Below are 25738 nucleotides of genomic sequence, written 5' to 3'. Positions count from 1 at the left end.
ACGCCCGGAATTGAGGCGCATGGTTCCAAGAACCCTGCGTCAGGGGATTGAAACGCTCATGCTGTTGAGAGACGAAGTCGAAATGCTGCGCCGGGTGCCGATCTTTTCGAGGATTGCACCAGCGAAACTCAAGCTTTTGGCCTTCACCTCCGACCGCATGACCTACAAGGCCGGTCAGGATCTCTTCCACCAGGGCGATGTCGGCGACGCCGCCTATGTCATCCTTTCCGGCAGCGCCGATATCATCGTCTCCTCGCCGGCCGGCGAGATCAAGGTCGCCGACGTCGAGCTCAATTCCATCGTCGGCGAAATCGCCATTCTCTGCGATGTCTCACGCACGGCGACGGTACGCGCCACCTCGCCGCTCGAAGTATTGCGCATCAGCAAGGAGCACTTCCTGAAGCTGCTCAGCGATTTCCCCGAGATGGCCGTGGAAATCATGCGGGTGCTCGCCGACCGCCTGAACCACACCACGGCGGAACTGACCGCGGCGAGGGCGGCAAAACAGCCGCAGATGGCGCAGTAAGAATATTCAGCGTTTCGATGGCCATTGTTGAGCGCCGTGCAGAAGGCGCAAAATTTCCACTTGTTTGATTTTCTGGCGAACACGATAGATCACGATGAAAGATGTGCGTGAAATTACCAGTTCGCGCGTTCCATTAATGCGTCCGGGCCTGCCGATCTCCGGCTGATCGATGAGCAAATCGGTCTGATGCTCGATCTCATCAAGCTGGCTTATCGCAGCGCCGACATTCTGGTCGGCGATAAACTGAATAGCTCTCTTGCGATCTGATTCAGCTTTCGCACGCCAGAAGAGCTTCACTTGGCTTTGCCCTTAAGCCGCGCCACCAGCTCCGCCCGTTCGCGCGCCATCTCTTCCTTGACGACGTCGTGCGGGATCCAGACCGTGTTCGGATCGTCTGCTTCCCGGATCGCCTCTTCGACCTGCTCGCGGAACCACTTGTCGTATTCCGCCGCCTCGTGAGTCCGACGCAGAGCTTCCGCACGATCGGGACGAGAAGCCTTTTCAGGCGCGTAATCACCGGCATCGACATCGAACTGCGAAATGCCGACATCCTTGAGATAGGAAACCAGAGTGTCCATTCGCTTGAACAGACGCACCTGCCGGCTGCGTTGGGCGGCGAGCGGGCGCTCGGCCTTGCCGTAGCGGATGACAATGGACCAGCCGCCTGTTTTCCCGACAACATGAGCAGCGTCCACCGCCCCTGCTTCGACAAGGCGGGAAAGGGTCGAATGATCGATGGTTTCTGCGGTCATGGCCCATCCTCGCTGGTCGCGAATATAATATGCAATTAATTATAGATTGCAATGCGTTCAATAATTGAAATTGCACTATGGTCGGCACGGTGGATGTGAGCAAGGCCACGACTGTTCGGTTCGCCGGTGGCTGCCCCTCACCCCAGCCTAACCGGGGTTGAACATTCCAGCCGTGCGAACGACTGGTATTCGCCGAGCATGGAAGCCAGTTCCGTCTGGGTGAGCCCCACCACCGCCCCACCTGCTCAATTGCCGTAGCTACCAATCTCAACCAGTGACGGGCAAGCCCATGTGATGCTTATGACATCGTAGAACTTTCCTGGAACGGATTATGTATGTTGTCTTTCCGATAGCGTTTACTACCGAACTGGTTATTGGACTTACTGCGATGATTGATGTATTTCTAATATTCTAGAAGTAAGCTGGGGGACGCACTCCACGGGGTAACTTCGGATAGGAGAGTTTTGAGTGGCTAACGCCGCTCAACTGTGTGGACGCATGCCTTGGCGGGCAAGAATTACCTTAGCACGCCGCAAACTCCGAGCTACCGTCAGCGCCGAGCAAGTCTTCCTGTTGTCCTCAGGGGGTATGCTATGCCGAACAAATTGCTAAAGATCAACGAAATCACCTCAGTTCGTTTCAAGGATCAACTTTCCAATATCATGTTGATCGGATTGAACCAGGACGAGATAGTTTCAGGTTCTGTTCTGACGTCATTGCCATCGAGCGGCACATCCTACCTTGACGCTGCGCGCGCAAGTATGACTACGGTGCGCGCGAGCGCTGGGTCATACTCGCCAGCACCGAATTTCAGTAGCGTTGTATCGCTTCGCGCGAACGGTCGCGCGCCAGACAACTCGGCCATTGCCGGCACGGCGACGAAGAACCAGGTTCTTAAGGCGCCGCGCGAAATCGCCTTCATTGACCAAGGCATCAACGACCTGGAAACCTTCCTTGGCGGTCTGCGCCCAGAAGTCGAGGCTATTGTTTTATCCGATGGGGAACCTGCCATTCGCCAGATGGCACGTCACCTGTCCGCCTACAGCCACCTTGACAGAGTTCATGTCGTAGCGCACGGCGATCCGGGTCAAATCAGGTTCTCGTCTGGGACCCTCTCAGAGCGCGATGTTGCCGGCTCGACCGAATCATTAGCCAAAATCAGCGCGGCGCTGGGCGAAAATGGCAGCATGCAATTATGGTGCTGCGCCACCGGCAAAAACGATGTCGGTAGGCGTTTCGCCGAATTCCTTCATAGCTGCTTGAACCGCTCCGTTGCCGCAGCATCTGGCTTCATTGGCGCAGTATCCCTTGGGGGCTCATGGTGTCTTGACCTGCAATTCGGGAACGCGGCATCTACACCACCCCTCACTCGTTCTGGTCTAGCCGCCTACCAAGGCGTCTTGTCGAATTTCAGCGCCACAGCCGGCCAGGATAACCAGATTGGAGGTCCTGGGGCAGACACTTTCAAAATAGGTGCCGGGACGGTGCAATCGAGTGACATCTTCGATGGCCGCGGCGGTATCGACACTTTGAATGTTACGGCAACAGCTGATTTTTCCGTCCTCCCGGCAGGTCGTCTCCTGTCCATGGAAATTCTTTCCATTTCGGGCAGTGGAACTGCTGTTACTTTCAACGCAAATCAGTTTGGTGCAACGGGCTTGTCGTTGTCGCTCGACTTGCGTGGTTCGACCGGAAATCAGACGGTCATTATTCAAAACGCTTCGAACTTCAGTGCGGCGGCTTGGACATTCGGTGGCAACGGCAGTTCGGCATGGGGCACCAGCGGTAACGATATCATCGCAATAAATGGTACGTCGGGCGCGGACACCATCACCGGCAGCTCGAGCGCGGACATCATCACCGGCGGCTCGGGGGTGGATACGCTGGTGGGCGGCGGCGGGGACGACACATTTGTCATCAACAACGGCGACTTTACAGGTGCGGAATCGATCGATGGCGGAGCTGGCGCCAATATACTTTTGGTGGCAGGCACCAACAATTTCACCACCGGCACGTTGACCAACCTCCGGATCCTGAACGGTTCCTCGGGGAGCGACACTGTCACTCTCACCGGCGCCCAGATGAACGGATTTACGACGGTCAACCTCGGTAGTGGCAGCGACACGGTTAATCTCACTTCGACATCCACCGGTCTGAACGGCCGCAACGACAGCCAGCTTTCCGGCGTCGAGGCCATTTCCGCCGCCGCTGCGTTGGCCGGCGTTGTTATCAACCTGTCAAGTCAGGCCGAAGCTTTCAGCATCACCGGCAGCTCGGGTGCGGACACCATCACCGGTGGCTCGAGTGCGGACATCATCACCGGCGGCTCGGGGGTTGATACGATGGTGGGCGGCGGCGGGGACGACACATTTGTCGTCAACAACGGCGATTTCACTGGTGCGGAATCGATCAATGGCGGAGCTGGCGCCAATATACTTTTTGTGGCAGGCACCAACAACTTCACTACCGGAACTTTGACCAACCTACAGACTCTAAACGGTTCCTCTGGCAGTGACACTGTGACGCTCACCGGCACCGAAATGAACGGATTTACGACCGTCAACCTCGGCAGTGGCAGCGACACGGTCAATCTCACTTCGACATCCACCGGTCTGAACGGTCGCAACGACAGCCAGCTTTCCGGCGCCGAGGCCATTTCCGCCGCCGCTGCGTTGGCTGGCGTTGTTATCAACCTGTCAAGTCAGACCGAAGGCTTCAGCATCACCGGCAGCTCGGGTGCGGACACCATCACCGGTGGCACTGGCAACGACAGCATCAGCGGCGGCGCCGGCAACGACGTTCTGTCGGGCGGCGCCGGTAACGACTTCATCGATGGGGCTGCGGGCGCTTTCTTCGGAGGAGGCGGCCCCGGCAACGACATCATCGACCTGGGTGCGGGCGACGATTCGAGCTGGGCTTTGATTGCGTCTGGCGGCACGATCTCGGTGAGCGGCGGCGACGGCAACGATTCCATGGCCCTGTTCGGGGCCACCGCCGCCAGCGGCGTCATCGACGGCGGCGACGGGCTGGATACCCTGCAGGCGCAGCAGTCGGGCGACATCTCGACGCTCTCGATCTCCAACGTCGAGCGGCTGGTGACCTATAACTCCTATGGCAATCCCAGCATCAAGGCGACGGCGGCGCAGTTCGAAAGCTTCGACACCATCGTCAGCTATGTGGGCCAGGAATCGGACACCGTATCGCTGACCCTGGCAGGACCGGGAAGCGTCGACCTGACGGACGAGCTTCTCGGCCGGGCGGTGATCTTTACCGGCAGCAGCGGCGACGACACCGTCGTCACATCCAACGGCAACGACACCATTTATGGCCTCGCCGGCAACGACACGTTAGACGGCGGGTCGGGGAACGACACGCTTGTTGGAGCTGGAGGCAATGATTCGCTGTTTGGAAGCGGCGGCAGTGATGTTCTGATCGGCGGAGACGGTAACGACGTTCTCTATGACGAGAACGGTGATGACGTTCTCGACGGCGGCGATGGCGACGATACGATGTCGGACTTCGGCGGCGCCGTGGCATCGCTGTCCGGCGGGGCCGGCAACGACGCGATGTGGACTGGAGCGAACATGACGGGCAACGTCGATGGCGGCAGCGGCCGGGACGTGCTTTTCGTGACGGGCGGCAATCTGACGGGCCTCGCAATATCGAACGTTGAGATCTATACGACGAGCGCTGAGTTTGTGCTTGGCAGCGTGGCGCAGCTTGACGCCTTTGACACCATCACGACCTTTGATGATCCGGCGCACGCGGCCAGCCTGGTCGACATCCGAATATCGGGTGGAGGATCGCTCGACCTGTCGGATGAACTAGGGTTGAGAAGCGCCGTCGTGACTGCAGACGCAACAGCAGGCAACGGCATTACCACCGGCGTGGGCAACGACACGATCACCGGCGGTACCGGCAACGACACGTTAGACGGCGGGTCGGGGAACGACACGCTTGTTGGAGCTGGAGGCAATGATTCGCTGTTTGGAAGCGGCGGCAGTGATGTTCTGATCGGCGGAGACGGTAACGACGTTCTCTATGACGAGAACGGTGATGACGTTCTCGACGGCGGCGATGGCGACGATACGATGTCGGACTTCGGCGGCGCCGTGGCATCGCTGTCCGGCGGGGCCGGCGACGACGCGATGTGGACCGGAGCGAACATGACGGGCAACGTCGACGGCGGCAGCGGCCGGGACGTGCTTTTCGTGACGGGCGGCAATCTGACCGGCCTCGCAATATCGAACGTTGAGATCTATACGACGAGCGCTGAGTTTGTGCTTGGCAGCGTGGCGCAGCTTGATGCCTTTGACACCATCACGACCTTTGATGATCCGGCGCACGCGGCCAGCCTGGTCGACATCCGGATATCGGGTGGGGGATCGCTCGACCTGTCGGATGAGCTGGGGTTGAGAAGCGCCGTCGTGACTGCAGACGCCACGGCAGGCAACGGCATTACCACCGGCGTAGGCAACGACACGATCACTGGCGGCGCTGGCAGCGACACGTTAGACGGCGGGTCGGGGAACGACACGCTTTTCGGAGCTGGAGGCAATGATTCGCTGTTTGGAAGCGGCGGCAGTGACGTTCTGATCGGCGGAGAGGGTAACGACGTTCTCTATGACGAGAGCGGTGATGACGTCCTCGATGGTGGCGATGGCGACGATACGATGTCGGACTTCGGCGGCGCCGTGGCATCGCTGTCCGGCGGGGCCGGCAACGACGCGATGTGGACCGGAGCGAATATGACGGGCAACGTCGACGGTGGCAGCGGCCGAGACGTGCTTTTCGTGACGGGCGGCAATCTGACGGGCCTCGCAATATCGAACGTTGAGATCTATACGACGAGCGCCGAGTTTGTGCTTGGCACCGTAGCGCAGCTTGATGCCTTCGACACCATCACGACCTTTGATGATCCGGCGCACGCGGCCAGCCTGGTCGACATCCGGATATCGGGTGGAGGATCGCTGGATCTCTCGGATGAGCTGGGGTTGAGAAGCGCCGTCGTGACTGCAGACGCTACGGCAGGTAACAGCATTACCACCGGCGTGGGCAACGATACGATCACCGGCGGTACCGGCAACGACAGCCTCAGCGGCGGTTCCGGCAACGACACCATCAGCGGCGGCGACGGCAATGACGGCATCAGCGGTGGCGCCGGTGACGACGTTCTGTCGGGCGGCGCCGGCGACGACTTCATCGATGGGGCCGCGGGCGCTTTCTTCGGAGGAGGCGGCCCCGGCAACGACATCATCGACCTGGGTGCGGGCAATGACGGCAGCTGGGCGCTCATCGGCGCTGGCGGCACGATCTCGATCAGCGGCGGCGACGGCAATGATTTTATGGCCCTGTTCGGAGCTACCGCCGCCAGCGGCGTCATTGACGGCGGCAGCGGCTTCGACAGTCTGCAGGCGCAGCAGTCGGGCGACATCTCGACGCTCTCGATCTCCAACGTCGAGCGGCTGGTGACCTATAACTCCTATGGCAATCCCAGCATCAAGGCGACGGCGGCGCAGTTCGAAAGCTTCGACACCATCGTCAGCTATGTGGGCCAGGAGGCGGACACCGTATCCCTGACCCTGGCAGGACCCGGAGACGTCGACCTGACGGACGAGCTTCTCGGCCGGGCGGTGAACTTCACCGGCAGCAGCGGCGACGACACCATCACCACGTCCAACGGCAATGACACCATCTATGGCCTCGCCGGCAACGACAGCCTCAATGGCGGGCTGGGCAACGACACTTTCGTCTTTGCCGCCAATCTGGCCGGTAACAGCATGATCGTGGATTTCCAGGAAGGTCCGGGCGCAGGGGATTTGATAAGCATCGCCAATAGCGCTTTCGAAAGCTTCGCCGACATCCTCGAGGCTGGAGAGGACACCGGCACGGACTGGCTTCTCACGATCGACGGCGACACAACACTGCGTCTTGCGGGCGTCAATGAGAGCAATTTGGCTGCTAATGACTTCTTGTTAGTTTAGGAGCGGCCCGCATCGGGATGTGAGGCAAACCAGCGCTAGGACGGCGCGGCATATCCTTCGCTCGTTTACAGAGGTCCGAAGGCGGATCGAGCCCCGTGGCTCGATCCCGATCGGCGGCAGCGTCCGGATTTGGGCCGGGTCTGGAACGCGGACGTGCCGTCATTCCGCCTATTCGCGCTGTTCCAGCGCCTTGCTGAAGGCGAGTGCTGCCAGCGTGCAGATGGCGCCGGAGAGCAGGTAGTAGCCGACGAAGGTCAGGCCGAAGCGGCTGGAGAGGCTGAGGGCCACCAGCGGCGCGAAGCCGGCGCCGATCAGCCAGGCGAGGTCCGAGGTGAAGGCGGCGCCGGTATAGCGATAGCCGCGGCCGAAGCGCGACGAGATCGAACCGGTCGCCTGGCCGAAGGACAGGCCGAGCACGCCGAAGCCGATGATGACGAAGGCGTCGTGGCCGTTACTGCCCGATCCGATCAGAATCGGCCCGATAAAGCTGAAGATGGCGATGATGACGGCGCAGATGGCGAGCTGGGCGCGGCGGCCGATGCGGTCGGCGATCAGCCCTGAGGCGACGATGGCGACGACGCCGACCATGGCGCCGACCACCTGCACCACCATGAAGGCGCCGATCGGCTGATTGCCGTAGAGGCTCATCCAGCCGAGCGGGAAGATGGTGACCAGGTGGAACATCGCGAAACTGGCGAGCGGCACGAAGGCGCCGATCAGGATGTCGCGGCCGTGCACGCGCAGCACCTGGAGAATCGGTGCGGCCTCCAGCTCATGCTGCTCCAGAAGCGTGCCGAATTCCTTGGTCATGACCAGGCGCAGACGCGCAAACAGCGCCACGACGTTGATCGCAAAGGCGACGAAGAAGGGATAGCGCCAGCCCCAGGAGAGGAAATCTTCGCTGGACAGGTTGGCGACGAAATAACCGAAGAGCGTGCTTGCCAGCGCAAAGCCGATCGGCGCGCCGAGCTGCGGGATCATCGCGTACCAGCCGCGGTGATTGGGCGGCGCGTTGAGCGCCAGCAGCGATGCCAGTCCGTCCCAGGCGCCGCCGAGCGCAAAGCCCTGGCCGAGACGGAAGAGCGCCAGCAGCGCGATCGACCAGACGCCGATCTCCGCATAACCCGGCAGGAAGGCGATCGAGGCCGTGGAGCCGCCGAGCAGGAAGAGCGCAATCGTGAGCTTGGTGCCGCGCCCGTACATCCGGTCGATCGTCATGAAGACGACGGACCCGACGGGGCGGGCGAGGAAAGCGAGCGAGAAGATGGCGAAGGAATAGAGCGTCGCCGTCAGCCTGTCCGGTGCGAAGGGAAAGACCAGCTGCGGAAAGACCAGGACCGAGGCGAGGCCATAGACGAAGAAATCGAAGAATTCCGACATGCGGCCGATCACCACGCCGATGGCGATGCTGCCCGGCGAAACCGGCTTGTCGTCGTGAATGCGCCGCGCGTCGCGTTCCAGCGACGACGATGACGGTCCGTAATGCGATGCTGTGGCCATGAAACGCCTCCCTCGTTGAGGCGCTTTCGGCACGGCGCCTCAACCTGATCTTGATCAAACCCGCAGGCTTATCAAGTCCGTAAGATGCAAATAGTTCATCATCGCGGCTTAAATTGAGGAAAAATTGCGTGATCCCGGCAGTGATTTTTCCCTGCCAAAGCTGGCCGGGCCGGCTCTTGCGGATATATTGAGGGGACATGCGCGCGCAAAAAATCCTTCTTAATTTCATCAGGATTTCAAGGCGCTAGCGCAACACGATTCTGCCGCACTGCGGCATCTTTGCTGCACTGCGACTTTCCGCCTCATGTCGTTCTCGGGTTCAGTGCTTTAGTCGCGGTCAAAACGAAACAACAAGAGCTTAGAGACGTGCAAAAACTCATGAAGTTTTCCCGCCTTCTATCCGTCTTGCCGCTGCTTTTCCTGGCAGGATGCAACATGGTGGTCATGGCGCCCGCCGGCGACATCGCCGTGCAACAGCGCGATCTCATCGTCATCTCGACGGTGCTGATGCTTTTGATCATCGTCCCGGTGATCTTCCTGACGCTGCTCTTCGCCTGGCGCTACCGCCGCTCCAACACGGCCGCCGCTTACGCGCCGGAATGGCATCATTCGACCCGCCTCGAAATCGTCATCTGGGCGGCACCGCTGGCGATCATCATTGCGCTCGGCGCCGTCACCTGGATTTCCACGCATAAGCTCGATCCCTACCGCCCGCTCGACCGGCTCGATGCCGAGCGCGCCATCCCGGCCGATACCAAGTCGCTGACCGTCGAGGTCGTGGCGCTCGACTGGAAATGGCTGTTCTTCTATCCCGAACTCGGCATTGCCACCGTCAACGAGCTCGCCGCGCCCGTCGACATGCCGGTCAATTTCAAGATCACCGCATCCTCGGTGATGAACTCCTTCTACATCCCCGCCCTTGCCGGCCAGATCTACGCCATGCCCGGCATGGAGACGAAGCTGCACGCCGTCATCAACCGGGAGGGCGAATATGAAGGCTTCTCCGCCAATTACAGCGGCGCCGGCTTCTCGCACATGCGCTTCAAGTTCCACGGCCTCACCCGCGAAGGCTTCGACGCCTGGGTGGCCAAGGTCAAGCAGCAGGGCACGATGCTCAACCGCGACGCGTATCTGAAGCTCGAGAAGCCGAGCGAGAAGGAGCCGGTGCGCTACTATGCCGGCGCCGACGCCGATCTCTACGACGCCATCCTCAACATGTGCGCCACGCCGGGCAAGATGTGCATGAACGAAATGATGCACATCGACATGACGGGCGGCGGCGGCAAGGAAAGCGCCGAAAACCGCGAGAAGCTGCAATACGACAACCGCCATGTCGGCGAAGGCGTCGTCGAGCCTGGGGCTACCGTGCCGGCAACGGGCGTTCCGGCGCAGGTCGAGCCGCCCAAGAGCACCGACGGCAACGGCATGCAGCACGACATGCCCGGAATGCCCGGCATGGACATGCAACATGACGGCCATTCCATGCCCGGCACGGGCAACGGCGCCGGGTCGGCGCCGGCGCAGCTCAACAACAACAATTAACCTGGCGCTTTGCGTCGCAAGACATAATGAACGGGTTGTTCCATGTTTTCCAATCCTGACCTCCTGAAGTTGATCTTCGGCCGGTTGACCCTCGACGCCATTCCCTACCACGAGCCGATTCTGGTCGTGACCTTTATCGGCGTCGTCATCGGCGGTCTCGCCGTGTTTGGCGCCATCACCTATTTCAAGTTCTGGGGCCCGCTCTGGCACGACTGGATCTGCAGCGTCGATCACAAGAAGATCGGCATCATGTATGTGATCCTCGCCGTCATCATGCTGCTGCGCGGCTTTTCCGACGCGATCCTGATGCGCGTCCAGCAGGCGATCGCCTTCAACGGGTCGGAGGGCTACCTGCCGCCGCACCATTACGACCAGATATTCACCGCCCACGGCGTCATCATGATCTTCTTCGTGGCGATGCCCTTCGTCACCGGCCTGATGAACTTCGTGGTGCCGCTGCAGATCGGGGCGCGCGACGTCTCCTTCCCCTTCCTCAACAACTTTTCCTTCTGGATGACCACCGCCGGCGCGATCATCATCATGCTGTCGCTGTTCATCGGCGAATTCGCCCAGACCGGCTGGCTCGCCTATCCGCCGCTGTCGGGGGCCGCCTACAGTCCGGGCGTCGGCGTCGACTATTATATCTGGGGCCTGCAGGTGGCCGGTGTCGGAACGACGCTGTCGGGCATCAACCTGATCGCCACCATCGTCAAGATGCGCGCGCCCGGCATGACCTTCATGAAGATGCCGGTCTTCACCTGGACGGCGCTTTGCACCAACGTGCTGATCGTCGCCTCCTTCCCGATCCTGACGGCAACGCTCGCGCTGTTGTCGCTCGACCGCTATGCCGGGACGAACTTCTTCACCAACGACCTCGGCGGCAATCCGATGATGTACATCAACCTCATCTGGATCTGGGGTCACCCGGAGGTCTACATCCTGGTGCTGCCGGCCTTCGGCATCTTTTCGGAAGTGGTCGCCACCTTCTCCGGCAAACGCCTGTTCGGCTACGCCTCGATGGTCTACGCCACCTGCGTGATCATGATCCTGTCCTACATCGTCTGGCTGCACCACTTCTTCACGATGGGCTCGGGCGCTTCCGTCAACTCCTTCTTCGGCATCACGACGATGATCATCTCGATTCCGACGGGAGCGAAGATCTTCAACTGGCTCTTCACCATGTATCGCGGCCGTATCCGCTACGAGGTGCCGATGCTGTGGACGGTCGGCTTCATGGTGACCTTCGTTATCGGCGGCATGACCGGCGTCATGCTGGCCGTGCCGCCGGCCGACTTCGTGCTGCACAATTCGCTGTTCCTCATCGCCCACTTCCACAACGTCATCATCGGCGGCGTTCTGTTCGGCATGTTCGCCGGCGTGAACTACTGGTTCCCGAAGGCCTTCGGCTTCAAACTCGACCCCTTCTGGGGCAAGATGAGCTTCTGGTTCTGGCAGATCGGCTTCTGGTTCGCCTTCATGCCGCTCTATGTGCTCGGCCTGATGGGCGTCACCCGCCGCATGAGCCAGTTCGAGGATCCGTCGCTGCGGATCTGGTTCATCATTGCCGCCTTCGGCGTCGGACTGATCGCACTCGGCATCGCCGCCTTCCTGATCCAGATCGTCGTCAGCTTCATGAAACGCGAGGAATTGCGCGACGACAGCGGCGATCCCTGGGATGCCCGGACGCTGGAATGGTCGACCTCCTCGCCGCCACCGGACTACAACTTCGCCTTTACGCCCGTGGTCCACGACCATGACAGCTGGTACGACATGAAAAGGCGCGGCTACGAGCGCCCGCTCGGCGGCTTCAAGCCGATCCACATGCCGAAGAATACCGGCACCGGCGCCATCCTGTCGGCGATCAGCATCGCGCTTGCCTTCGGCCTGATCTGGTACATGTGGTGGCTGGTGATCCTCTCCGCCGTCGCACTGCTGGTGGTGGCGATCGGCCATACCTTCAACTACAAACGCGACTTCTACATCCCCGCCGGTAAGGTGACCGAAACGGAAGGCAAGCGCACGGCGCTGCTTGCCGAGCAGGTGTAATGACCATGAGCGATCAAACCATCGACACGGCCGAAAAGCCTGAATTCTATCTGACCGAAGACCATCATCCGGAGGGGAGCACCAATCTCGGCTTCTGGCTCTATCTGATGAGCGACTGCCTGATCTTCGCGGTGCTGTTTGCCACGCACGGCGTGCTCGGCCGCAACTATGCCGCCGGCCCGTCGCCGGCCGATCTCTTCGATCTGCCGATCGTCGCCCTCAACACCTCGATGCTGCTCTTCTCCTCGATCACCTACGGCTTCGCCATGCTGCAGATGGAGCGGAACGCCAAGGCGGAAACGCTGTTCTGGCTTGCCGTCACCGGCCTCTTCGGCGCGGCCTTCATCGGGTTGGAACTCTACGAGTTCATCCACCTGATCCGCGAGGGCGCCGGGCCGACGCGCAGCGCCTTCCTCTCCTCCTTCTTCACGCTCGTCGGCACCCACGGGCTGCACGTCACCTTCGGCATCATCTGGCTGATCACGCTGATGGTGCAGGTGTCGATGCACGGGCTGGTCGAGGCCAACCGCCGCCGCCTGATGTGCCTGTCAATGTTCTGGCACTTTCTCGACGTCGTCTGGATCGGCGTCTTTTCCTTCGTCTATCTGCTCGGAGTTCTCGGATGAGTTCGCAAGCACCCACCCATGAGGATGCCCACGAGGCGCATCACGGCCACAGCCACGGTCACCAAGCCGGCCACGGGACGTTCAAAAGCTACATGACGGGCTTCGCGCTCTCCGTCGTCCTGACCGCCCTTCCCTTCTGGCTTGTTATGTCCGGCGTCGTCGCCAGCCCGGCGCTGACGGCGGTGCTGGTCATGGGCCTCGGCGCCATCCAGATCGTCGTCCATATGGTCTTCTTCCTGCACATGAACCCCAGGAGCGAAGGCGGCTGGACGATGATGGCGCTGATCTTCACCCTCATCATCGTCGCCATCGCGCTCTCCGGCTCGCTCTGGGTCATGCATCATCTCAACTCCAATATGATGCCGATGAGCCCGGAGATGATGAAGAACATGCCGTGACAGCAATGAGGGGCGGCGGCAGCGCCGCCCTAAGCCGGATGAGCGAAGCCCCCACCGAAACATCGGAAAGACGGCATTTCCGGGCAAAACGCGCGCTTTTCGCCGTCTGCCTGGCGCTGCTTGCCGCCATCCTCTTTGGTCTCGGCACCTGGCAGGTTCAACGCCTGGGCTGGAAGCGCGACCTCATCGCCCGCGTCGACCAGCGCGTGCACGCAGCCGCCGTGCCGGCCCCGGCACGCGCCGACTGGGATAAGGTCAATGCCGCAAAAGACGAGTATCGCCGGGTGAGCGTCGAGGGAATGCTGGCCAACGACAAGGAAACGCTGGTCTACGCCTCGACCGTGCTCGGCCCGGGTTATTGGGTGATGACGCCGCTGCTGCTCGCTGACGGCACCGCGATCCTCGTCAATCGCGGCTTTGTGCCGACGGACAGGCGCGACCCGGCCTCGCGCCGCGACGGTCAGATATCGGTCCCGATCGAGATCACCGGGCTGCTGCGGATGACCGAGCCGAAGGGATCGCTGCTCCAATCCAACGACGTCGCCGCCGACCGCTGGTATTCGCGCGATGTCGCAGCGATCGCCCAAAAGCGCGGCCTCGGCGCGGTCGCGCCCTATTTCGTCGATGCCGACGCCGCGGCCAATCCCGGCGGTCTGCCCGTCGGCGGCCTCACCGTCATCCATTTCCCCAACAACCATCTCGTCTATGCGATCACCTGGTACGGGCTGGCGGTCATGGTGCTGGCATTGCTGGTGTTTGTTGTTCGCGGCGAGATCGTAACAAGCCGCCGAGACTAGAGCGGTCGCTTGCTTCATTCGGGCGCACCGGCAAGCAGCAGTTGCACACCGGTAGTTTGCGCGCGCCGGATTAATCTCTTGTAAAGCGATGTCCGATACTGCTTGCCTGAACAGAACATTTCAAAGTTGCACATGAGCCGGCCGGATTACATCCCCAGTCTCGATGGTCTGCGCGGTCTCGCCGCGCTTCTGGTCGTGCAAGCGCATATCGGCCTTGTTTTTCCAAATGCAGCCTCGCATCTCATCACTATGGGCAGCGAAGCCGTTGGCCTGTTCTTTGCCCTCAGCGGCTTTCTGATGGCCCATCTCTACGGCTCGCGGCCGGTGACCAGAGAAAATGTCCTGGATTTTCTGGTGAGCCGCTTTGCCCGCATCTATCCGGTCTATCTGGCTGCCGTGCTGCTCGTGGCGATGCTGTCCGGCATGCAAAGTCTAAACTTCGTTCAGCCGATCATCGGCGGCACGGAATTTCTCCGTCACGTCTTTCTTCTGGGCTCGAGCGGCGTTTTCTGGTCAATTCCACCCGAAATTCAGTTCTATCTGTTCTTCCCGATCCTTTGGCTCTGTTTGAGCCGCCCGCAGCGCTATAGCGGTGTGATCGTAGGCTTGGCGGTGCTGGTCGTGGTGGATGGTCTGCTTGAACTGCCGGGGCCAGGCATACTGCTTCTTTCCAAGCTCCCCTATTTTCTGTTCGGCGCCCTTGCCGGAGCGATGCATTCCTGCTGGGACAAGTGGAGGCCATCCGCCTCCACAGGCGCTTTCACGCTGTTCCTTCTGGCGGTGTTCTTCGTTTACAGGCATGTCTTGCCTGGTTTCTCCCCTGAATTCTGGAGCTTGCAAAGCGCGGCCGCAGCAGCCGTCATCGTGGCACTCGTCGCTCGACAGCCTCCCATCGCAGCCCATGTCCTGGCAGCGGCGCCCGTGCGGTTCTTCGGCGCGATCAGCTTTTCGCTCTATCTTTTCCACGTCCCGATCATGTTCCTTGTGCGCCGGGCTTTCGAGGCTCTGATGCCGGAACCGGTGCTCATTCTGGTGGCGCTTGGCGTTGCGGCCGCAGGAGCATGGTTCATTCACGAGACGATAGAAGTTCCGAGCCGACGCCTGCTCGTCGGCTTGTGGCGGCATCATCGGTGGCGCGCAGACTCGCGGGAAACTCCGGCTGAGACGATCGAACAGGCGATCCTCGACCTGCAAGAGACCGAAAAGCGCCTGCTGGGCGGCGAGGGAGCCGCCCGCACGGGCATCCGGGAGAATGGCGACGAGAAGCTTCGCGCCTAGCTAACAAGCGATCCGGCTGATCGCTTCGGCCAACTGCGCCTGCGAGAAGGGCTTGCCTAGGCGGGGCAGATTGGCGGCGCCGGCGCCGTCGGGCAGATCGGCGTAACCCGTGGCGAGAATGATCGGCATCTCTGGCCATTCGCTGCGGATCGCCTCGGCGAGCTGCGCCCCCGTCATCCTCGGCATGGCGTGATCGCAGATGACCAGATCGACCGGCTGCTTGCGCAGAATGTCGAGCGCCTCCGGACCGGCCATCGCCTCGAAAACGGTGTGGCCGAGATCCTCCAGCATCAGCGTCGTATTCATCAGGACCAGGCCGTCGTCATCGACGGCGACGATGCGCAGCCCCTGCTGCGGGTTATCCGGTTTTTGCGGCATGTCGGCCGGTGCTTCGGCAGTCTGTTCGGCAATCACGACCGGAAACCATAGCTCGGCCGTCGTGCCTTCGCCCAGCGTGCTCTTCAGGAGGAGCCGGCCGCCGGACTGGCTTGCGAGACCCTGCACCATGGAAAGACCGAGGCCGGTGCCCTTGCCGACACCCTTAGTGGTGAAGAACGGCGTGACCGCCTGCTCCAGCGTCTTCGTATCCATGCCCTCGCCTTCATCGATCACCGCGATGCGGATGTAGCGGCCGGCCGAGAGCGGCCCCTTGCCTGCGGTTATCGTTTCCTCGGATGCGCGAAGCATGATGCGGCCGCCGGAAGGCATGGCGTCTCGCGCGTTGACGACGAGATTGAGGATCGCCATCTCCAGCTGGTTGGGGTCGGTGAGGATGGTCGGCAGCCTGACCGGGAAGGAGGTCTCGATCGTGGTGAGGGGGCCGAGCGAGCGGCTCAGAATTTCCATCATGCCGCGCACCAGGCCCGAGACGTCGATCGGCTCCATGTGCAGCTCCTGCCGGCGGGAAAAGGCAAGCATGCGCTGCGTCAACGCAGCACCCCGCTGGGCGCCCTGCATGGCATTGTCGACCAGCGACGTCAGCGAGCGGTCCTGCGGCATGCGCTTCTTCAGGAGTTCGAGACTGCCGAGCACCGCCATCAGCAGATTGTTGAAATCATGGGCGATACCGCCGGTCAATTGGCCGATCGCCTCCATCTTCTGCGATTGGAAAAGCTCTTCGCGCGCCTGCTCCAACGCCCGCTGCGTTTCCATCTTTTCGGTGATGTCGCGGGTGATCTTGGCGAAACCTAGTACTTCGCCGTCTTCGTCGCGGATAGCGTCGACGACGACGCTCGCCCAGAAACGGCTGCCATCCTTACGGACACGCCAGCCCTCCCTCTCGAACCGGCCTTCGGCGCGCGCGACCCGGAGCGCCTTCTCCGGCAGGCCGGCCGCGCGATCCTCGGGCGTATAGAAGGTCGAGAAATGCCGGCCGATGATTTCATCAGGCCGGTAACCCTTGATGCGCTCGGCGCCGAAATTCCAGCTGCTGACATTGCCCTCGGGATCGAGCATGTAGATCGCATAGTCCGAAACGCCCTGGACCAAACGGCGAAATTGCTCCTCACTCTGGCGGATCGCGTGTTCGGCGGCCCTGCGCTCGGTCAGATCGCGGGTGATCTTGGCAAAGCCGACCAGTTCGCCGGAGGGGTGGCGGATGGGATCGATGACCACATGCGCCCAGAAGCGGCTGCCGTCCTTGCGCCGGCGCCAGCCCTCCCCCTCGTACCGGCCCTCTTCCACCGCCGTGGCGAGCGCGCGCTCGGGGATACCCGCGGCGCGGTCCTCGTCCACGTAGAAACGGGAAAAATGCTCGCCGAGAATTTCCGAAGGTTTGTAGCCTTTGAAGCGTTGAGCGCCGGTATTCCAGCTGGTGACGATGCCTTCCGGGCTCAGCATATAGATGGCATAGTCGGTGATGGCATCGACCAGAAGACGAAAGCGCCCCTCTTCGTCAAGAGACGTATCATGTCGATCCAGCACTTCCATCTGCCCCTCTCGGTTACCAGCGCTCTTAACGCTACACCGGGCAGAAGGTTCCGAAAATATCACACTTTTCACATGGCCCTGACCTGTGGATGGAACCGCTCACCGATGTGCTCGGCAGCGGCATAGGCCTGCGAGACGATCTCCGGCACGAGATCGATGTCCGGCAGGCTGCCGAGCCCAAGCGGGCCGACGGCAAAAAGCCCGGCAACCGTCGAACCGTCCTCCAGGAAAGGCTCGCCGCGCGCATTGACCGCCAACCCGAGCGAAAGTTCGTCCGGCATGGCGAGACCGGCGGAAAACAGGCTCTGCATCAGAGGCGCTGACAGATCCGGCGCCTGGCAGCGGCAATCGATAATGCGCTCGGCATGGATAACCTCTTCGACAGAGGAGCCGGCCGGCGTGAAGAACAGGCCGCTCAGGCCCCGGCGGCCGGCACGACCGCGCCGCAGCACCGTGCGACCTTCGGCAAGCTCGCATTTCAGGCGCAGGTGCATGGCCTCCGGCAGACGATTGCGGTGACTGTCGTAGATCGCCCGCAGATGGCGGTTGAACTGATGTTTGTCACGGGCCGGCAGCGATCTCCAAAGGGAGCGGGCATGTTTCCTCAGCCCGTTCATCACCGATTGCCAGCTTCGCCCCTCTTCTTCCGCCTCGCGGCAGGCCTGGCGGATAAAGCGCACGATCTCGGGCAGGTTTTCAGGCAGCGCCTCGGCCGGAAACACCGGGTCGGCGGAATTCGGCGTATGGCTCTGGGGCAGGAAACCGCGCCGGGAAATGATCGTCACCTGGCCGGCATAGCCGGAATCGCGCAGCTGCAGCAACTGATCGACGACGCGAATACCGCTGCCGAGCAACACGGCATGCGGCCGCGCGACGAGGCGCTGGGCCCTGACCGGCGACGCGCCCGGCTCCTCGGCATCCGGATCGCCCAGGCCGTAGCCGGTGGCGAGAATCACCGTATCGAACAGCGGATTGGCCGGATTGGCGCTTTCGAGCAGGAAGCGGTTGCCATGGCTCCGGCGGATCGCCACCACGGGATCGTTGCAGACCTGAACGGTGATGTCCCGGCGGGCGGCGAGCGCTTCGGAAAAGCGCTGATAGACGTAATCGCTGAAGATTTCCTTCGGTACGAAGATCTGCCGGAAACCGGGGATAGCGGCCGGCACGGCGGCGCGGAAAGCGGCGTTGCTACAGAGCCAGTCGTTGAAATCGTCGCTGTCACCGACCGAAACCGAGAGATCACGCACGCGGGTATTGAGGATCGTCGAGGCGCGGGTCGAGGCCAGCGCCTGGCCGCCGCTCACCGACGAGTTCGGATCGAACAGCTGCAGGTGGAAGGGTGCGCGCACCGTCTTCATCAGCGCAATGGCCGTCATCATTCCGGAGAAGCCGCGCCCGACGATCGCTATGCGCGGCACGGCCGAGATCTGCGCTGCCGCCTTGGCTCTTCCGGAAAAAAGTCCCTGAACCGTCATCGCAACTCCTTTGCGCTTCATTCGCAGCCTGGGGTCGATCGAGGTTTCAACGCATAAACAGCGGATCACGCGTTGATGAGGGTCACGCGGCCATTCACGCCGCAGCTCGGGGTCCCCACCGCGGAACCCCGCCAAGAAAACGAGGGGCCGATCTCTCGGGGATAGTCTATCAAACTGGTCGTGTATGAAAGCGCTAAACGGCACCCCTGGCAAGAGCTTTATTATCTCTTGTTCTAAGCCATTGATCAGTTTGAAGATATTGTGTGCCGCACCAGCGGTCGCCTTCAGCCGCCCTCGCCCGGATATTGCTTCGCCTTCAGCAGGCCCGCCAGATGCGCCGTGTTGCGCGCCAGCATGTCGACGGCTTTCGTCACGACCTTCGGCACCTTGTCGAGATCGACGAAATTGGTGGAGCCCATTGCCTCTCCGACCCAATAGGCGACGGCATTTGCCGGAATGGTGAAGCCGACATCGTTCAGCGCCTGATAGAGTTCGGCCGACACGTGGTGGGCACCGTCCTCGTTGCCGACGACGGCGACGGCCGCGACCCTGCCGTAAGACACCATGCGGCCCTGATCGTCCGTCTCGTCGAGGAAGGCGTCCATCCGTTCCAGCGCCCGCTTGCAGACGCTGGAGGGCTGGCCGAGCCAGATCGGCGTCGCCATCAACAGAATATCGGCGGCAAGCACCTTGGCACGAATATCAGGCCAGTCGTCGCCGGCGCCTTCGTCCGAGGTGACGCCCGGCTTGATGTCGAAATCGGCAAGCCGCAGCACTTCGGTCGTAACGCCATATTCAGCCATCGCCTTGTCGATGAGAGCGATCATTCGCTCGGTCGACGACGGATCCTTGGCATCGCTGGTCTTCAGCGTCGCGTTGAGAGCAAGGGCTTTCAGCGGCATCGGTCTCTCCGTAGCGGTTGCCTGACGGGGTTCGCTGCTGCAACCCACCCGCGCGCGGATTGTTCCCGCGGGGACGCTGGGCGAGCCTCACGTAAAAATAACCAGTTGGTGAATTCGTGACTTGAACGCCCAGTTGGAATCGGCAAAAATGACGGTGCTATCAATCCCTTCATGGATTTGCCGTCTTTTCGGGCCAGCGTCCGAACACCACATCTATTGGAAAAATACCGTGAGCAGCGATGCGTCAACACGCGCGACGAAGCCTTCGGCTTCGATGGCGCTTGCAACTGCGGCAGGCTGGGGCAGAGGCCTCTATACACTGGTGCGCATCACCGTGATGGCCTTCCGCCACCCCTGGCAGGCCGGCTTTGCGATCGGCGCCACCCTGATCGCCTCCACCTTCCAGCTGATGATTCCCCGGCTTCTCGGCCGGGCCGTCGACCACACGCAGATGGCGATGGGCGGCGGCGTGGCCGGCCAGGCGGCGCAGGACGCGCTTCTGACCACGGCGCTGCTCTTGCTCGGCGCCAGCGTGCTGCGCGGCCTCTTCACCATGGTGCAGAACTATTTCAGCGAATCCGTCGGCCACCACATGGGCTACGAGCTGCGTCTGGCCTGCTACGAAAAGATCCAGCGCCTCTCCTTCAGCTTCCATGACACGGTGCATTCCGGCGACCTGATCACCGTCGGCCTGCTCGATCTCGAAGGCGTGCGCATGTATTTTTCGACGGCGCTGGTCCGCATGATCCTGCTGTCGATCCTGATCGGCATCGGCGCCTATATGCTGCTGTCGACCGATGTCGTGCTCGGCCTGCTGGCGCTCTCCTTCGTGCCTTTCGTCGGCTGGCGTTCCTCGGCGACGCAGCTCAGGCTGCGCGCCACCTGGCTCGACCTGCAGGAGCGGCTGTCGGTGCTGACCCGAATCATGGAAGAGAATCTCGGCGGCATCCGCGTCGTGCGCGCCTTTGCCGCCCAGGAACACGAGCTGACGAAATTCGAAGCGGCCTCGAAAAACGCACTGGCGCTCGCCCATCAGCGCGTCGGCATCCGTGTCGTCAACACCAGCGCCATGACCTTTTCCTTCTTCGCCGCGATGGGTCTGGTGCTCTGGGTCGGCGGCGGCAAGGTAATGTCGGGCGAGATCACCGTCGGCACGCTCGCCTCGTTCCTGACCTTCATGACCATCCTGCAGATGCCGGTGCGCCAGCTCGGCCTGATGGTCAATGCCTTTGCCCGCGCCTCCACCTGCGGCACACGCCTCTTCAACCTGCTCGACCTCGACATCTCGATCAAGGACGCGCCGGATGCCAGGGAGCTTGATGTAACGGAGGGCGTGCTGCGCTTCGAGAATGTCAGCTTCGCCTATCCCGGCTCGGAAAAGCGCACCGTGCTCCACGACGTCTCTTTCGAAGCCAGGCGAGGCCAGACGATCGGCATTGTCGGCCCGCCCGGCAGCGGCAAGTCGACCATCGCCCATCTGATCCCGCGCTTCTACGATGTGACCGGCGGCAAGATTACCATCGACGGACAGGACATCCGCAAGGCGACGCTGCAGTCGCTGCGCCGTTCGGTTGCCGTCGTGCAGCAGGACTCCTTTCTGTTCACGACGACGATCGAGAACAACATCGCCTATGGCGATCCCTGGGCAAAGGAAAGCCGCATCGAACGCGCCAGCGAAAGCGCTCAGCTGCACAATTACGTGCTCGGCCTTCCCACCGGCTACGGCACCGTCGTCGGCGAGCGCGGCGTGTCGCTCTCCGGCGGTCAGCGGCAACGCCTTTCGATCGCCCGGGCGCTGATGCTGAAGCCGGCGGTGATGGTGTTCGACGATTCAACGGCGGCAATCGACGCGGCCACCGAGCAGCGCATCCGCAGCGCCATGCGCCGCTATGCCGCCGACCGCGTGACGATCATCGTCGCCCACCGCCTGAGCTCGTTGATGCATGCCGACCTGATCCTGTTCGTCGAAGACGGAAGAATCGTCGAGCGCGGCACGCATCAGGCGCTGCTTTCGCTCGGCGGGCGCTACAAGGCGCTCTATGACCTGCAGGTGCGGCCGGGCGACGAGGTGTTGAGCGCCTAACGGATGCCCTCTTCTCCTCACCGAGGAGACGAAGACAAGCAATGAACATGCAGGCCATCTGGCGGGATGGCCGCGGGAGGAATGGCATGGCCGAGGAACTGGAAACCGAGCGTCCCGACGTTCGCGAGGATGGGCGCCGTCCGCCGCGGGCGGTCGTCGGTTCGCATCGCGTCGAGGAGGAAATGTTCGGCAAGGCCTTCGACGGCAACATCATCAAGCGCATCTGGGCTTTCGTTCGCCCCTACCGCACCCAGGTCCTCTGGGCTGTTGTCGCGGTATTGACCTTCACCACGATGCAATTGCTGATTCCGCTGATCATCCGCTACGCCATCGACCACGGCATGTCGCCGGGCGGCAATCATGCGGCGCTGATCTGGGCGATCGCCGCCTTTGCCATCGCCATCCTCATCAACTATGCGGCAAGCTACGCCCAGGAGACGCTGGTCGGCAATGTCGCGGAAGAGGTGCTCTTCGACATCCGCAAGGCGATGTTTTCGCATCTCCAGCGGGTCTCGCTCTCCTTCATGGACAAGACCGAAGTGGGGCGGCTGATGTCGCGCCTGCAGGGCGACGTCAACTCGATGCAGGAATTCCTCGAAACCTCGGTGCTGTCGGTCGGCGACATCGTGCTGCTCTTCGGCATCGTCTTCGTCATGCTCTATCTCGATTTCAAGCTGGGGCTGCTGACGCTTTCGGTGCTGCCGGTGCTCTTCGTCGTCCGGCTGTTCTGGCTGCCGCTCGCCCGCAAGTCCTTCATGGCCGCGCACGAGACCAATTCGGTTGCGGCAGGCGCGCTCGCCGAAGCGATCCACGGCGTGCGCGCCGTCCAGAGCATGGACCGGCAGGGCGTCAACTTCACGCTCTACGATGACAAGGCGCATGCCAATCTCAAGACGCATCTGACGGCGGCGCGTTATGCCCAGGTGATGGTGCCGATCGTCGACAGCCTGACGGGCGTCGCGATGGCGCTCGTCATCGTCGTCGGCGGCGCCCGCGTTCTCAATCAGGCGCTCGACGTCGGCGTGCTCGTCGCCTTCCTGTTTTATATCCAGCGCTTCTTCGACCCGATCCGTTCTCTAACGCTGCAATATTCGGTGATGCAGCGCGCTATGGCGTCGGGTCAGCGCCTGACCGAAGTGCTCGACGTGCCCGTCGACATCAAGGACGCACCCGACGCCAAGATCCTGTCGCGCGACATGGATGGTTCGGTCGAATTCAGGGATGTCGTCTTCGGCTACAATCCGAAGCATCCGGTGCTGAAACATGTGAGCTTCAAGGTCAATCCCGGCGAGACGGTGGCGCTTGTGGGTCCGACGGGGTCGGGCAAATCGAGCTGCATGTCGCTGATCCATCGCTTCTACGACGTGCAGCAGGGCCAGGTGCTGGTCGGCGGTCACGACGTGCGGGACCTGACGCAGGATTCGCTCGGAGCGCAGATCGCCATGGTGCTGCAGGAACCCTTCCTCTTCACCGGCACCGTCTTCGAAAACATCCGCTATCACAAGCTGGAAGCGACCCGCGAGCAGGTGATCGAGGCGGCCAAGGCCGTCGGCGCGCATGATTTCGTCATGCGCCTACCCGACGGCTATGACAGCATTCTTGGCGAGCGCGGCGGCAATCTCTCGCTCGGCCAGCGCCAGCTTTTGAGCTTTGCCCGCGCCCTTGTGGCGGATGCGAAGATCCTGGTGCTGGACGAGGCGACCGCCAATATCGACAGCTATACCGAGATGCTGATCCAGAAGGCGCTGGTGAAGCTGCTCGAAAACCGCACCGGCCTCGTCATCGCCCATCGCCTGGCGACGATCCGCGAAGCCGACCGCATCATCGTGCTGCAGAACGGCGAGATCATCGAAAGCGGCGACCACCGTCAGCTGATGAAAAACGGCAAGCTCTATTCCCGGCTCTATAACCTCAACTACGCCTCGTTCGACGATATTCCCGAGGACATGCTGGAAGAGACGACGGCGGCGCAGTCGGCGACTTGATGGCGCGTATGACTTGAATTAACCACTTGTCGCAAAGTTTGAACGAACAAACGCGTTGCTGCCGCATTTCCCTTTTATCCGGGGCGAATGCCACTGAGGAGAATGTCATGAAGAGAATCATTAGCAGCCTGTTGATCGCGACGGCCCTTGTTGGATCGGCTATCCAGCCTGCTGCAGCGCGTGACCACCATCACCACAACAATACTGGCCGAGTCATCGCCGGCGGCGTTGCCGCAGGTGTGGTGGGCGGCCTGATCGGCGGCGCGATCGCCAACAGCGGCCCTCGCTACTACGTCGATGGCCCTCGCTACGTCGAGCCGGCGCCGAGGTGCTGGTATGAGGACCGCGACGTCCGCAACCGCTATGACGGCTACTACCATACCGAAACCGTGCGGGTCTGCGAATAGCCCCTGAATTGTTGCGGCGGCGTTGGTTTTAATCGTCCCGGTTTGTCTCCAGCCGAGGCTGCGTCCCGCAGCCTCGGTTTTTTTGTTCAATATCAGCGACATCCCTCCAAGAGATGAGCCCCATCCGCCTGCCGCGCACCCCTCCCCAACCCTCCCCACAAGGGGGAGGGGCTAACACGCTGCGCCAACTGCGCAGACGTCAGCCTTTCTGCGGATGCAAAGGGTGAAGCGGATGCGAGGGTGAAGTGGAAAGCAGGGGCCGGCATGTAAGCCCCTCCCCCTTGTGGGGAGGGGTTGGGGAGGGGTTTTTGACACGCCACCCGGCATGCGGGCGAGAGCACCATCGCAAAAAATCCCGCTCATCCCGCAGCCTGTCATCCGGCTGTCAGAGACAATCAATACGTGACAGCCGATGAATGATGGCCCCGTGACCGACGGCAAGATGCCGAAAAAAGAGCGCATGCGTTTCGTCAGCGCCGAACAGGTGGCGCAGCTGGCGGGCGTTTCGCGTTCCGCCGTGTCTCGCACCTTCACGCCAGGCGCAAGCGTGGCGCCTGCAACGCGCGAAAAGGTGCTGCGGGCGGCTGAAGAACTCGGTTATCACGTCAATGATCTGGCGCGTGGCGTGCTTGCCAATCAGAGCCGCCTCGTCGGCATCGTCGCCACACGGCCGGAGGTGGGTTTTCGCGCGCATCTGGCCGCCGCTCTTGCCAAAGCCCTGATCCGACGCGGCAGCATTCCGATCCTCATCAACACCGGCCAGGCGGAAAACGAACTGCTCGCCGCTCAGAAGATGCTGATCGGCCACCGCGCCGAGGCGATCATCATCCTGTCCGGCTCGCCGCCGGCGAGTTTCCTCGAACTCGCCCAGCGCAACGGCCAGCCGCTCATCGTCATTGGCCGTTCGGAGCCCGACGCCGACCATGTGCGCGCCGGCAATTCAGAGGCCTCGCGCAAGGCGGCGACGGTCTTCTATGAAAGCGGCAGGCGTTGGCTGGCGGTGATCGGCTCCAATTCGGGAACGCCTGCGATCGTCGAGCGCGAAAGCGCCTTCATTTCGGCAGCCGAGTCGCTCGGTGCATCCGCTGTCGTCGCACGCGGTGGCGATTCGGATTATCAGGGCGGCGTCACCGGCGGCCGCGCCCTCTTCTCCGAAAGAATAAAGCCGGACGCTATCTTCTGCGCCAACGACCTGATCGCCTTCGGATTGATGGATGTCGTGCGCCTGGAAGCGCGGCTGCGCATTCCGGAGGATGTCGCCGTCATCGGTTTCGATGACGTGCCGGAATCCTCCTGGCTGAGCTACGAGCTGACCACCTTCCGCCAGGATCCGCTTTTTATGGCGCAGCGCGCCGTCGATCTGATGGAGCGGCGGCTCGAAAACCCGGACTCGCCTCCGGGCTACGAACACGTCATCCCGGAACTCGTCATCCGCCAGAGCTTCAAGCCTTAGCTTTTCGCAGGCGCCGTCCTGTGGCAAGAAGGATCCGGCATTTGAGGCGTTACGT

The 25738-nt window shown here is 61.9% G+C and carries 18 protein-coding genes; 12 read left to right on the top strand and 6 right to left on the bottom strand.

The window, feature by feature from the left end:
* The first annotated feature begins 58 nt into the window (after positions 1–58).
* Positions 59–526 (top strand): cyclic nucleotide-binding domain-containing protein, encoded by a 468-nt coding sequence (locus tag QWJ46_RS03550; protein ID WP_004679746.1) that lies wholly within the window; start codon positions 59–61, stop codon positions 524–526.
* A gap of 6 nt (positions 527–532) precedes the next feature.
* Here QWJ46_RS03550 and QWJ46_RS03545 read toward each other — a convergent pair whose 3' ends face one another.
* Both QWJ46_RS03545 and QWJ46_RS03540 read right to left on the bottom strand, forming a co-directional pair.
* Complete coding sequence (locus QWJ46_RS03545) at positions 533–823, bottom strand: type II toxin-antitoxin system RelE/ParE family toxin (RefSeq protein WP_302749048.1); 291 nt, start codon at positions 821–823, stop codon at positions 533–535.
* Positions 820–1278, bottom strand: coding sequence for a hypothetical protein (locus QWJ46_RS03540; protein WP_302749047.1), 459 nt, complete (start codon positions 1276–1278; stop codon positions 820–822). The genes QWJ46_RS03545 and QWJ46_RS03540 overlap by 4 nt, the downstream gene beginning before the upstream one ends.
* Positions 1279–1871: 593 nt before the next feature.
* On the opposite strand from QWJ46_RS03540, the gene QWJ46_RS03535 reads away from it, so the two are divergent.
* Entirely contained in the window at positions 1872–7262 is a 5391-nt protein-coding gene (locus tag QWJ46_RS03535) for a DUF4347 domain-containing protein (RefSeq protein WP_302749046.1), read from the top strand.
* Between the two features lie 168 nt (positions 7263–7430).
* Here the strand turns inward: QWJ46_RS03535 and QWJ46_RS03530 are convergent, their stop codons facing one another.
* Positions 7431–8762 carry an MFS transporter gene (locus tag QWJ46_RS03530; protein WP_184455737.1) on the bottom strand — a complete coding sequence of 444 codons (1332 nt, stop codon included), beginning with the start codon at positions 8760–8762 and terminating at the stop codon, positions 7431–7433.
* A 366-nt stretch (positions 8763–9128) separates the two neighbouring features.
* Here QWJ46_RS03530 and cyoA point away from each other — a divergent pair, with 366 nt between their 5' ends.
* From cyoA to QWJ46_RS03500, 6 genes are all read left to right on the top strand, one after another.
* Positions 9129–10304, top strand: coding sequence for a ubiquinol oxidase subunit II (cyoA, locus tag QWJ46_RS03525; protein ID WP_302749045.1), 1176 nt, complete (start codon positions 9129–9131; stop codon positions 10302–10304).
* 42 nt (positions 10305–10346) lie between these two features.
* A complete protein-coding gene (cyoB, locus tag QWJ46_RS03520; RefSeq protein ID WP_302749044.1) occupies positions 10347–12350 on the top strand; it encodes a cytochrome o ubiquinol oxidase subunit I in 2004 nt (667 codons plus the stop codon).
* A gap of 5 nt (positions 12351–12355) precedes the next feature.
* Positions 12356–12976: a cytochrome o ubiquinol oxidase subunit III gene (gene cyoC / locus QWJ46_RS03515; protein WP_302749043.1), complete on the top strand. Its 621-nt coding sequence runs from the start codon at positions 12356–12358 to the stop codon at positions 12974–12976.
* A complete protein-coding gene (gene cyoD / locus QWJ46_RS03510; protein WP_184455730.1) occupies positions 12973–13374 on the top strand; it encodes a cytochrome o ubiquinol oxidase subunit IV in 402 nt (133 codons plus the stop codon). Before cyoC ends, cyoD begins: the two co-directional genes overlap by 4 nt.
* Before the next feature lie 38 nt (positions 13375–13412).
* The gene (locus QWJ46_RS03505) at positions 13413–14171 is read left to right on the top strand and encodes an SURF1 family protein (RefSeq protein WP_302749496.1); all 759 of its coding nucleotides are present in this window, start codon (positions 13413–13415) and stop codon (positions 14169–14171) included.
* A gap of 132 nt (positions 14172–14303) precedes the next feature.
* On the top strand, positions 14304–15449 hold the full coding sequence (locus QWJ46_RS03500) for an acyltransferase (RefSeq protein ID WP_302749042.1): 1146 nt from the start codon (positions 14304–14306) through the stop codon (positions 15447–15449).
* Here the strand turns inward: QWJ46_RS03500 and QWJ46_RS03495 are convergent, their stop codons facing one another.
* The 3 genes from QWJ46_RS03495 to QWJ46_RS03485 all read right to left on the bottom strand — a co-directional run bounded on the left by QWJ46_RS03495 (position 15450) and on the right by QWJ46_RS03485 (position 19755).
* Complete coding sequence (locus QWJ46_RS03495; protein WP_302749041.1) at positions 15450–17378, bottom strand: PAS domain-containing sensor histidine kinase; 1929 nt, start codon at positions 17376–17378, stop codon at positions 15450–15452.
* Between the two features lie 68 nt (positions 17379–17446).
* Positions 17447–18853 (bottom strand): FAD/NAD(P)-binding protein, encoded by a 1407-nt coding sequence (locus QWJ46_RS03490; RefSeq protein ID WP_302749039.1) that lies wholly within the window; start codon positions 18851–18853, stop codon positions 17447–17449.
* Positions 18854–19137: 284 nt separating this feature from the next.
* On the bottom strand, positions 19138–19755 hold the full coding sequence (locus QWJ46_RS03485; protein WP_184455719.1) for a flavodoxin family protein: 618 nt from the start codon (positions 19753–19755) through the stop codon (positions 19138–19140).
* Positions 19756–20029: 274 nt separating this feature from the next.
* On the opposite strand from QWJ46_RS03485, the gene QWJ46_RS03480 reads away from it, so the two are divergent.
* From QWJ46_RS03480 to QWJ46_RS03465, 4 genes are all read left to right on the top strand, one after another.
* Complete coding sequence (locus QWJ46_RS03480) at positions 20030–21838, top strand: ABC transporter ATP-binding protein (RefSeq protein WP_302749495.1); 1809 nt, start codon at positions 20030–20032, stop codon at positions 21836–21838.
* A gap of 86 nt (positions 21839–21924) precedes the next feature.
* A complete protein-coding gene (locus QWJ46_RS03475) occupies positions 21925–23823 on the top strand; it encodes an ABC transporter ATP-binding protein (protein ID WP_302749493.1) in 1899 nt (632 codons plus the stop codon).
* 107 nt (positions 23824–23930) lie between these two features.
* Positions 23931–24230 carry a hypothetical protein gene (locus QWJ46_RS03470; RefSeq protein WP_064812033.1) on the top strand — a complete coding sequence of 100 codons (300 nt, stop codon included), beginning with the start codon at positions 23931–23933 and terminating at the stop codon, positions 24228–24230.
* Between the two features lie 412 nt (positions 24231–24642).
* On the top strand, positions 24643–25683 hold the full coding sequence (locus QWJ46_RS03465) for a LacI family DNA-binding transcriptional regulator (RefSeq protein WP_302749037.1): 1041 nt from the start codon (positions 24643–24645) through the stop codon (positions 25681–25683).
* Positions 25684–25738: the final 55 nt, after the last annotated feature.

The organism is Rhizobium sp. CBN3, from assembly GCF_030518245.1.
In the GTDB taxonomy this organism is placed as follows: Bacteria; Pseudomonadota; Alphaproteobacteria; order Rhizobiales; family Rhizobiaceae; genus Rhizobium; species Rhizobium aethiopicum_A.
This window is presented reverse-complemented; position numbering and strand designations above follow the sequence as displayed.

What these genes read in the sequence shown, in the direction of transcription:
- QWJ46_RS03550 (WP_004679746.1), top strand. Translation starts at nt 59, where the DNA reads ATGCTGTTGAGAGACGAAGTCGAAATGCTGCGCCGGGTGCCGATCTTT.
- QWJ46_RS03540 (WP_302749047.1), bottom strand. Translation starts at nt 1,278, where the DNA reads ATGACCGCAGAAACCATCGATCATTCGACCCTTTCCCGCCTTGTCGAA.
- QWJ46_RS03535 (WP_302749046.1), top strand. Translation starts at nt 1,872, where the DNA reads ATGCCGAACAAATTGCTAAAGATCAACGAAATCACCTCAGTTCGTTTC.
- QWJ46_RS03530 (WP_184455737.1), bottom strand. Translation starts at nt 8,762, where the DNA reads ATGGCCACAGCATCGCATTACGGACCGTCATCGTCGTCGCTGGAACGC.
- cyoB (WP_302749044.1), top strand. Translation starts at nt 10,347, where the DNA reads ATGTTTTCCAATCCTGACCTCCTGAAGTTGATCTTCGGCCGGTTGACC.
- cyoC (WP_302749043.1), top strand. Translation starts at nt 12,356, where the DNA reads ATGAGCGATCAAACCATCGACACGGCCGAAAAGCCTGAATTCTATCTG.
- cyoD (WP_184455730.1), top strand. Translation starts at nt 12,973, where the DNA reads ATGAGTTCGCAAGCACCCACCCATGAGGATGCCCACGAGGCGCATCAC.
- QWJ46_RS03505 (WP_302749496.1), top strand. Translation starts at nt 13,413, where the DNA reads ATGAGCGAAGCCCCCACCGAAACATCGGAAAGACGGCATTTCCGGGCA.
- QWJ46_RS03500 (WP_302749042.1), top strand. Translation starts at nt 14,304, where the DNA reads ATGAGCCGGCCGGATTACATCCCCAGTCTCGATGGTCTGCGCGGTCTC.
- QWJ46_RS03495 (WP_302749041.1), bottom strand. Translation starts at nt 17,378, where the DNA reads ATGGAAGTGCTGGATCGACATGATACGTCTCTTGACGAAGAGGGGCGC.
- QWJ46_RS03490 (WP_302749039.1), bottom strand. Translation starts at nt 18,853, where the DNA reads ATGACGGTTCAGGGACTTTTTTCCGGAAGAGCCAAGGCGGCAGCGCAG.
- QWJ46_RS03485 (WP_184455719.1), bottom strand. Translation starts at nt 19,755, where the DNA reads ATGCCGCTGAAAGCCCTTGCTCTCAACGCGACGCTGAAGACCAGCGAT.
- QWJ46_RS03480 (WP_302749495.1), top strand. Translation starts at nt 20,030, where the DNA reads ATGGCGCTTGCAACTGCGGCAGGCTGGGGCAGAGGCCTCTATACACTG.
- QWJ46_RS03475 (WP_302749493.1), top strand. Translation starts at nt 21,925, where the DNA reads ATGGCCGAGGAACTGGAAACCGAGCGTCCCGACGTTCGCGAGGATGGG.
- QWJ46_RS03470 (WP_064812033.1), top strand. Translation starts at nt 23,931, where the DNA reads ATGAAGAGAATCATTAGCAGCCTGTTGATCGCGACGGCCCTTGTTGGA.
- QWJ46_RS03465 (WP_302749037.1), top strand. Translation starts at nt 24,643, where the DNA reads ATGAATGATGGCCCCGTGACCGACGGCAAGATGCCGAAAAAAGAGCGC.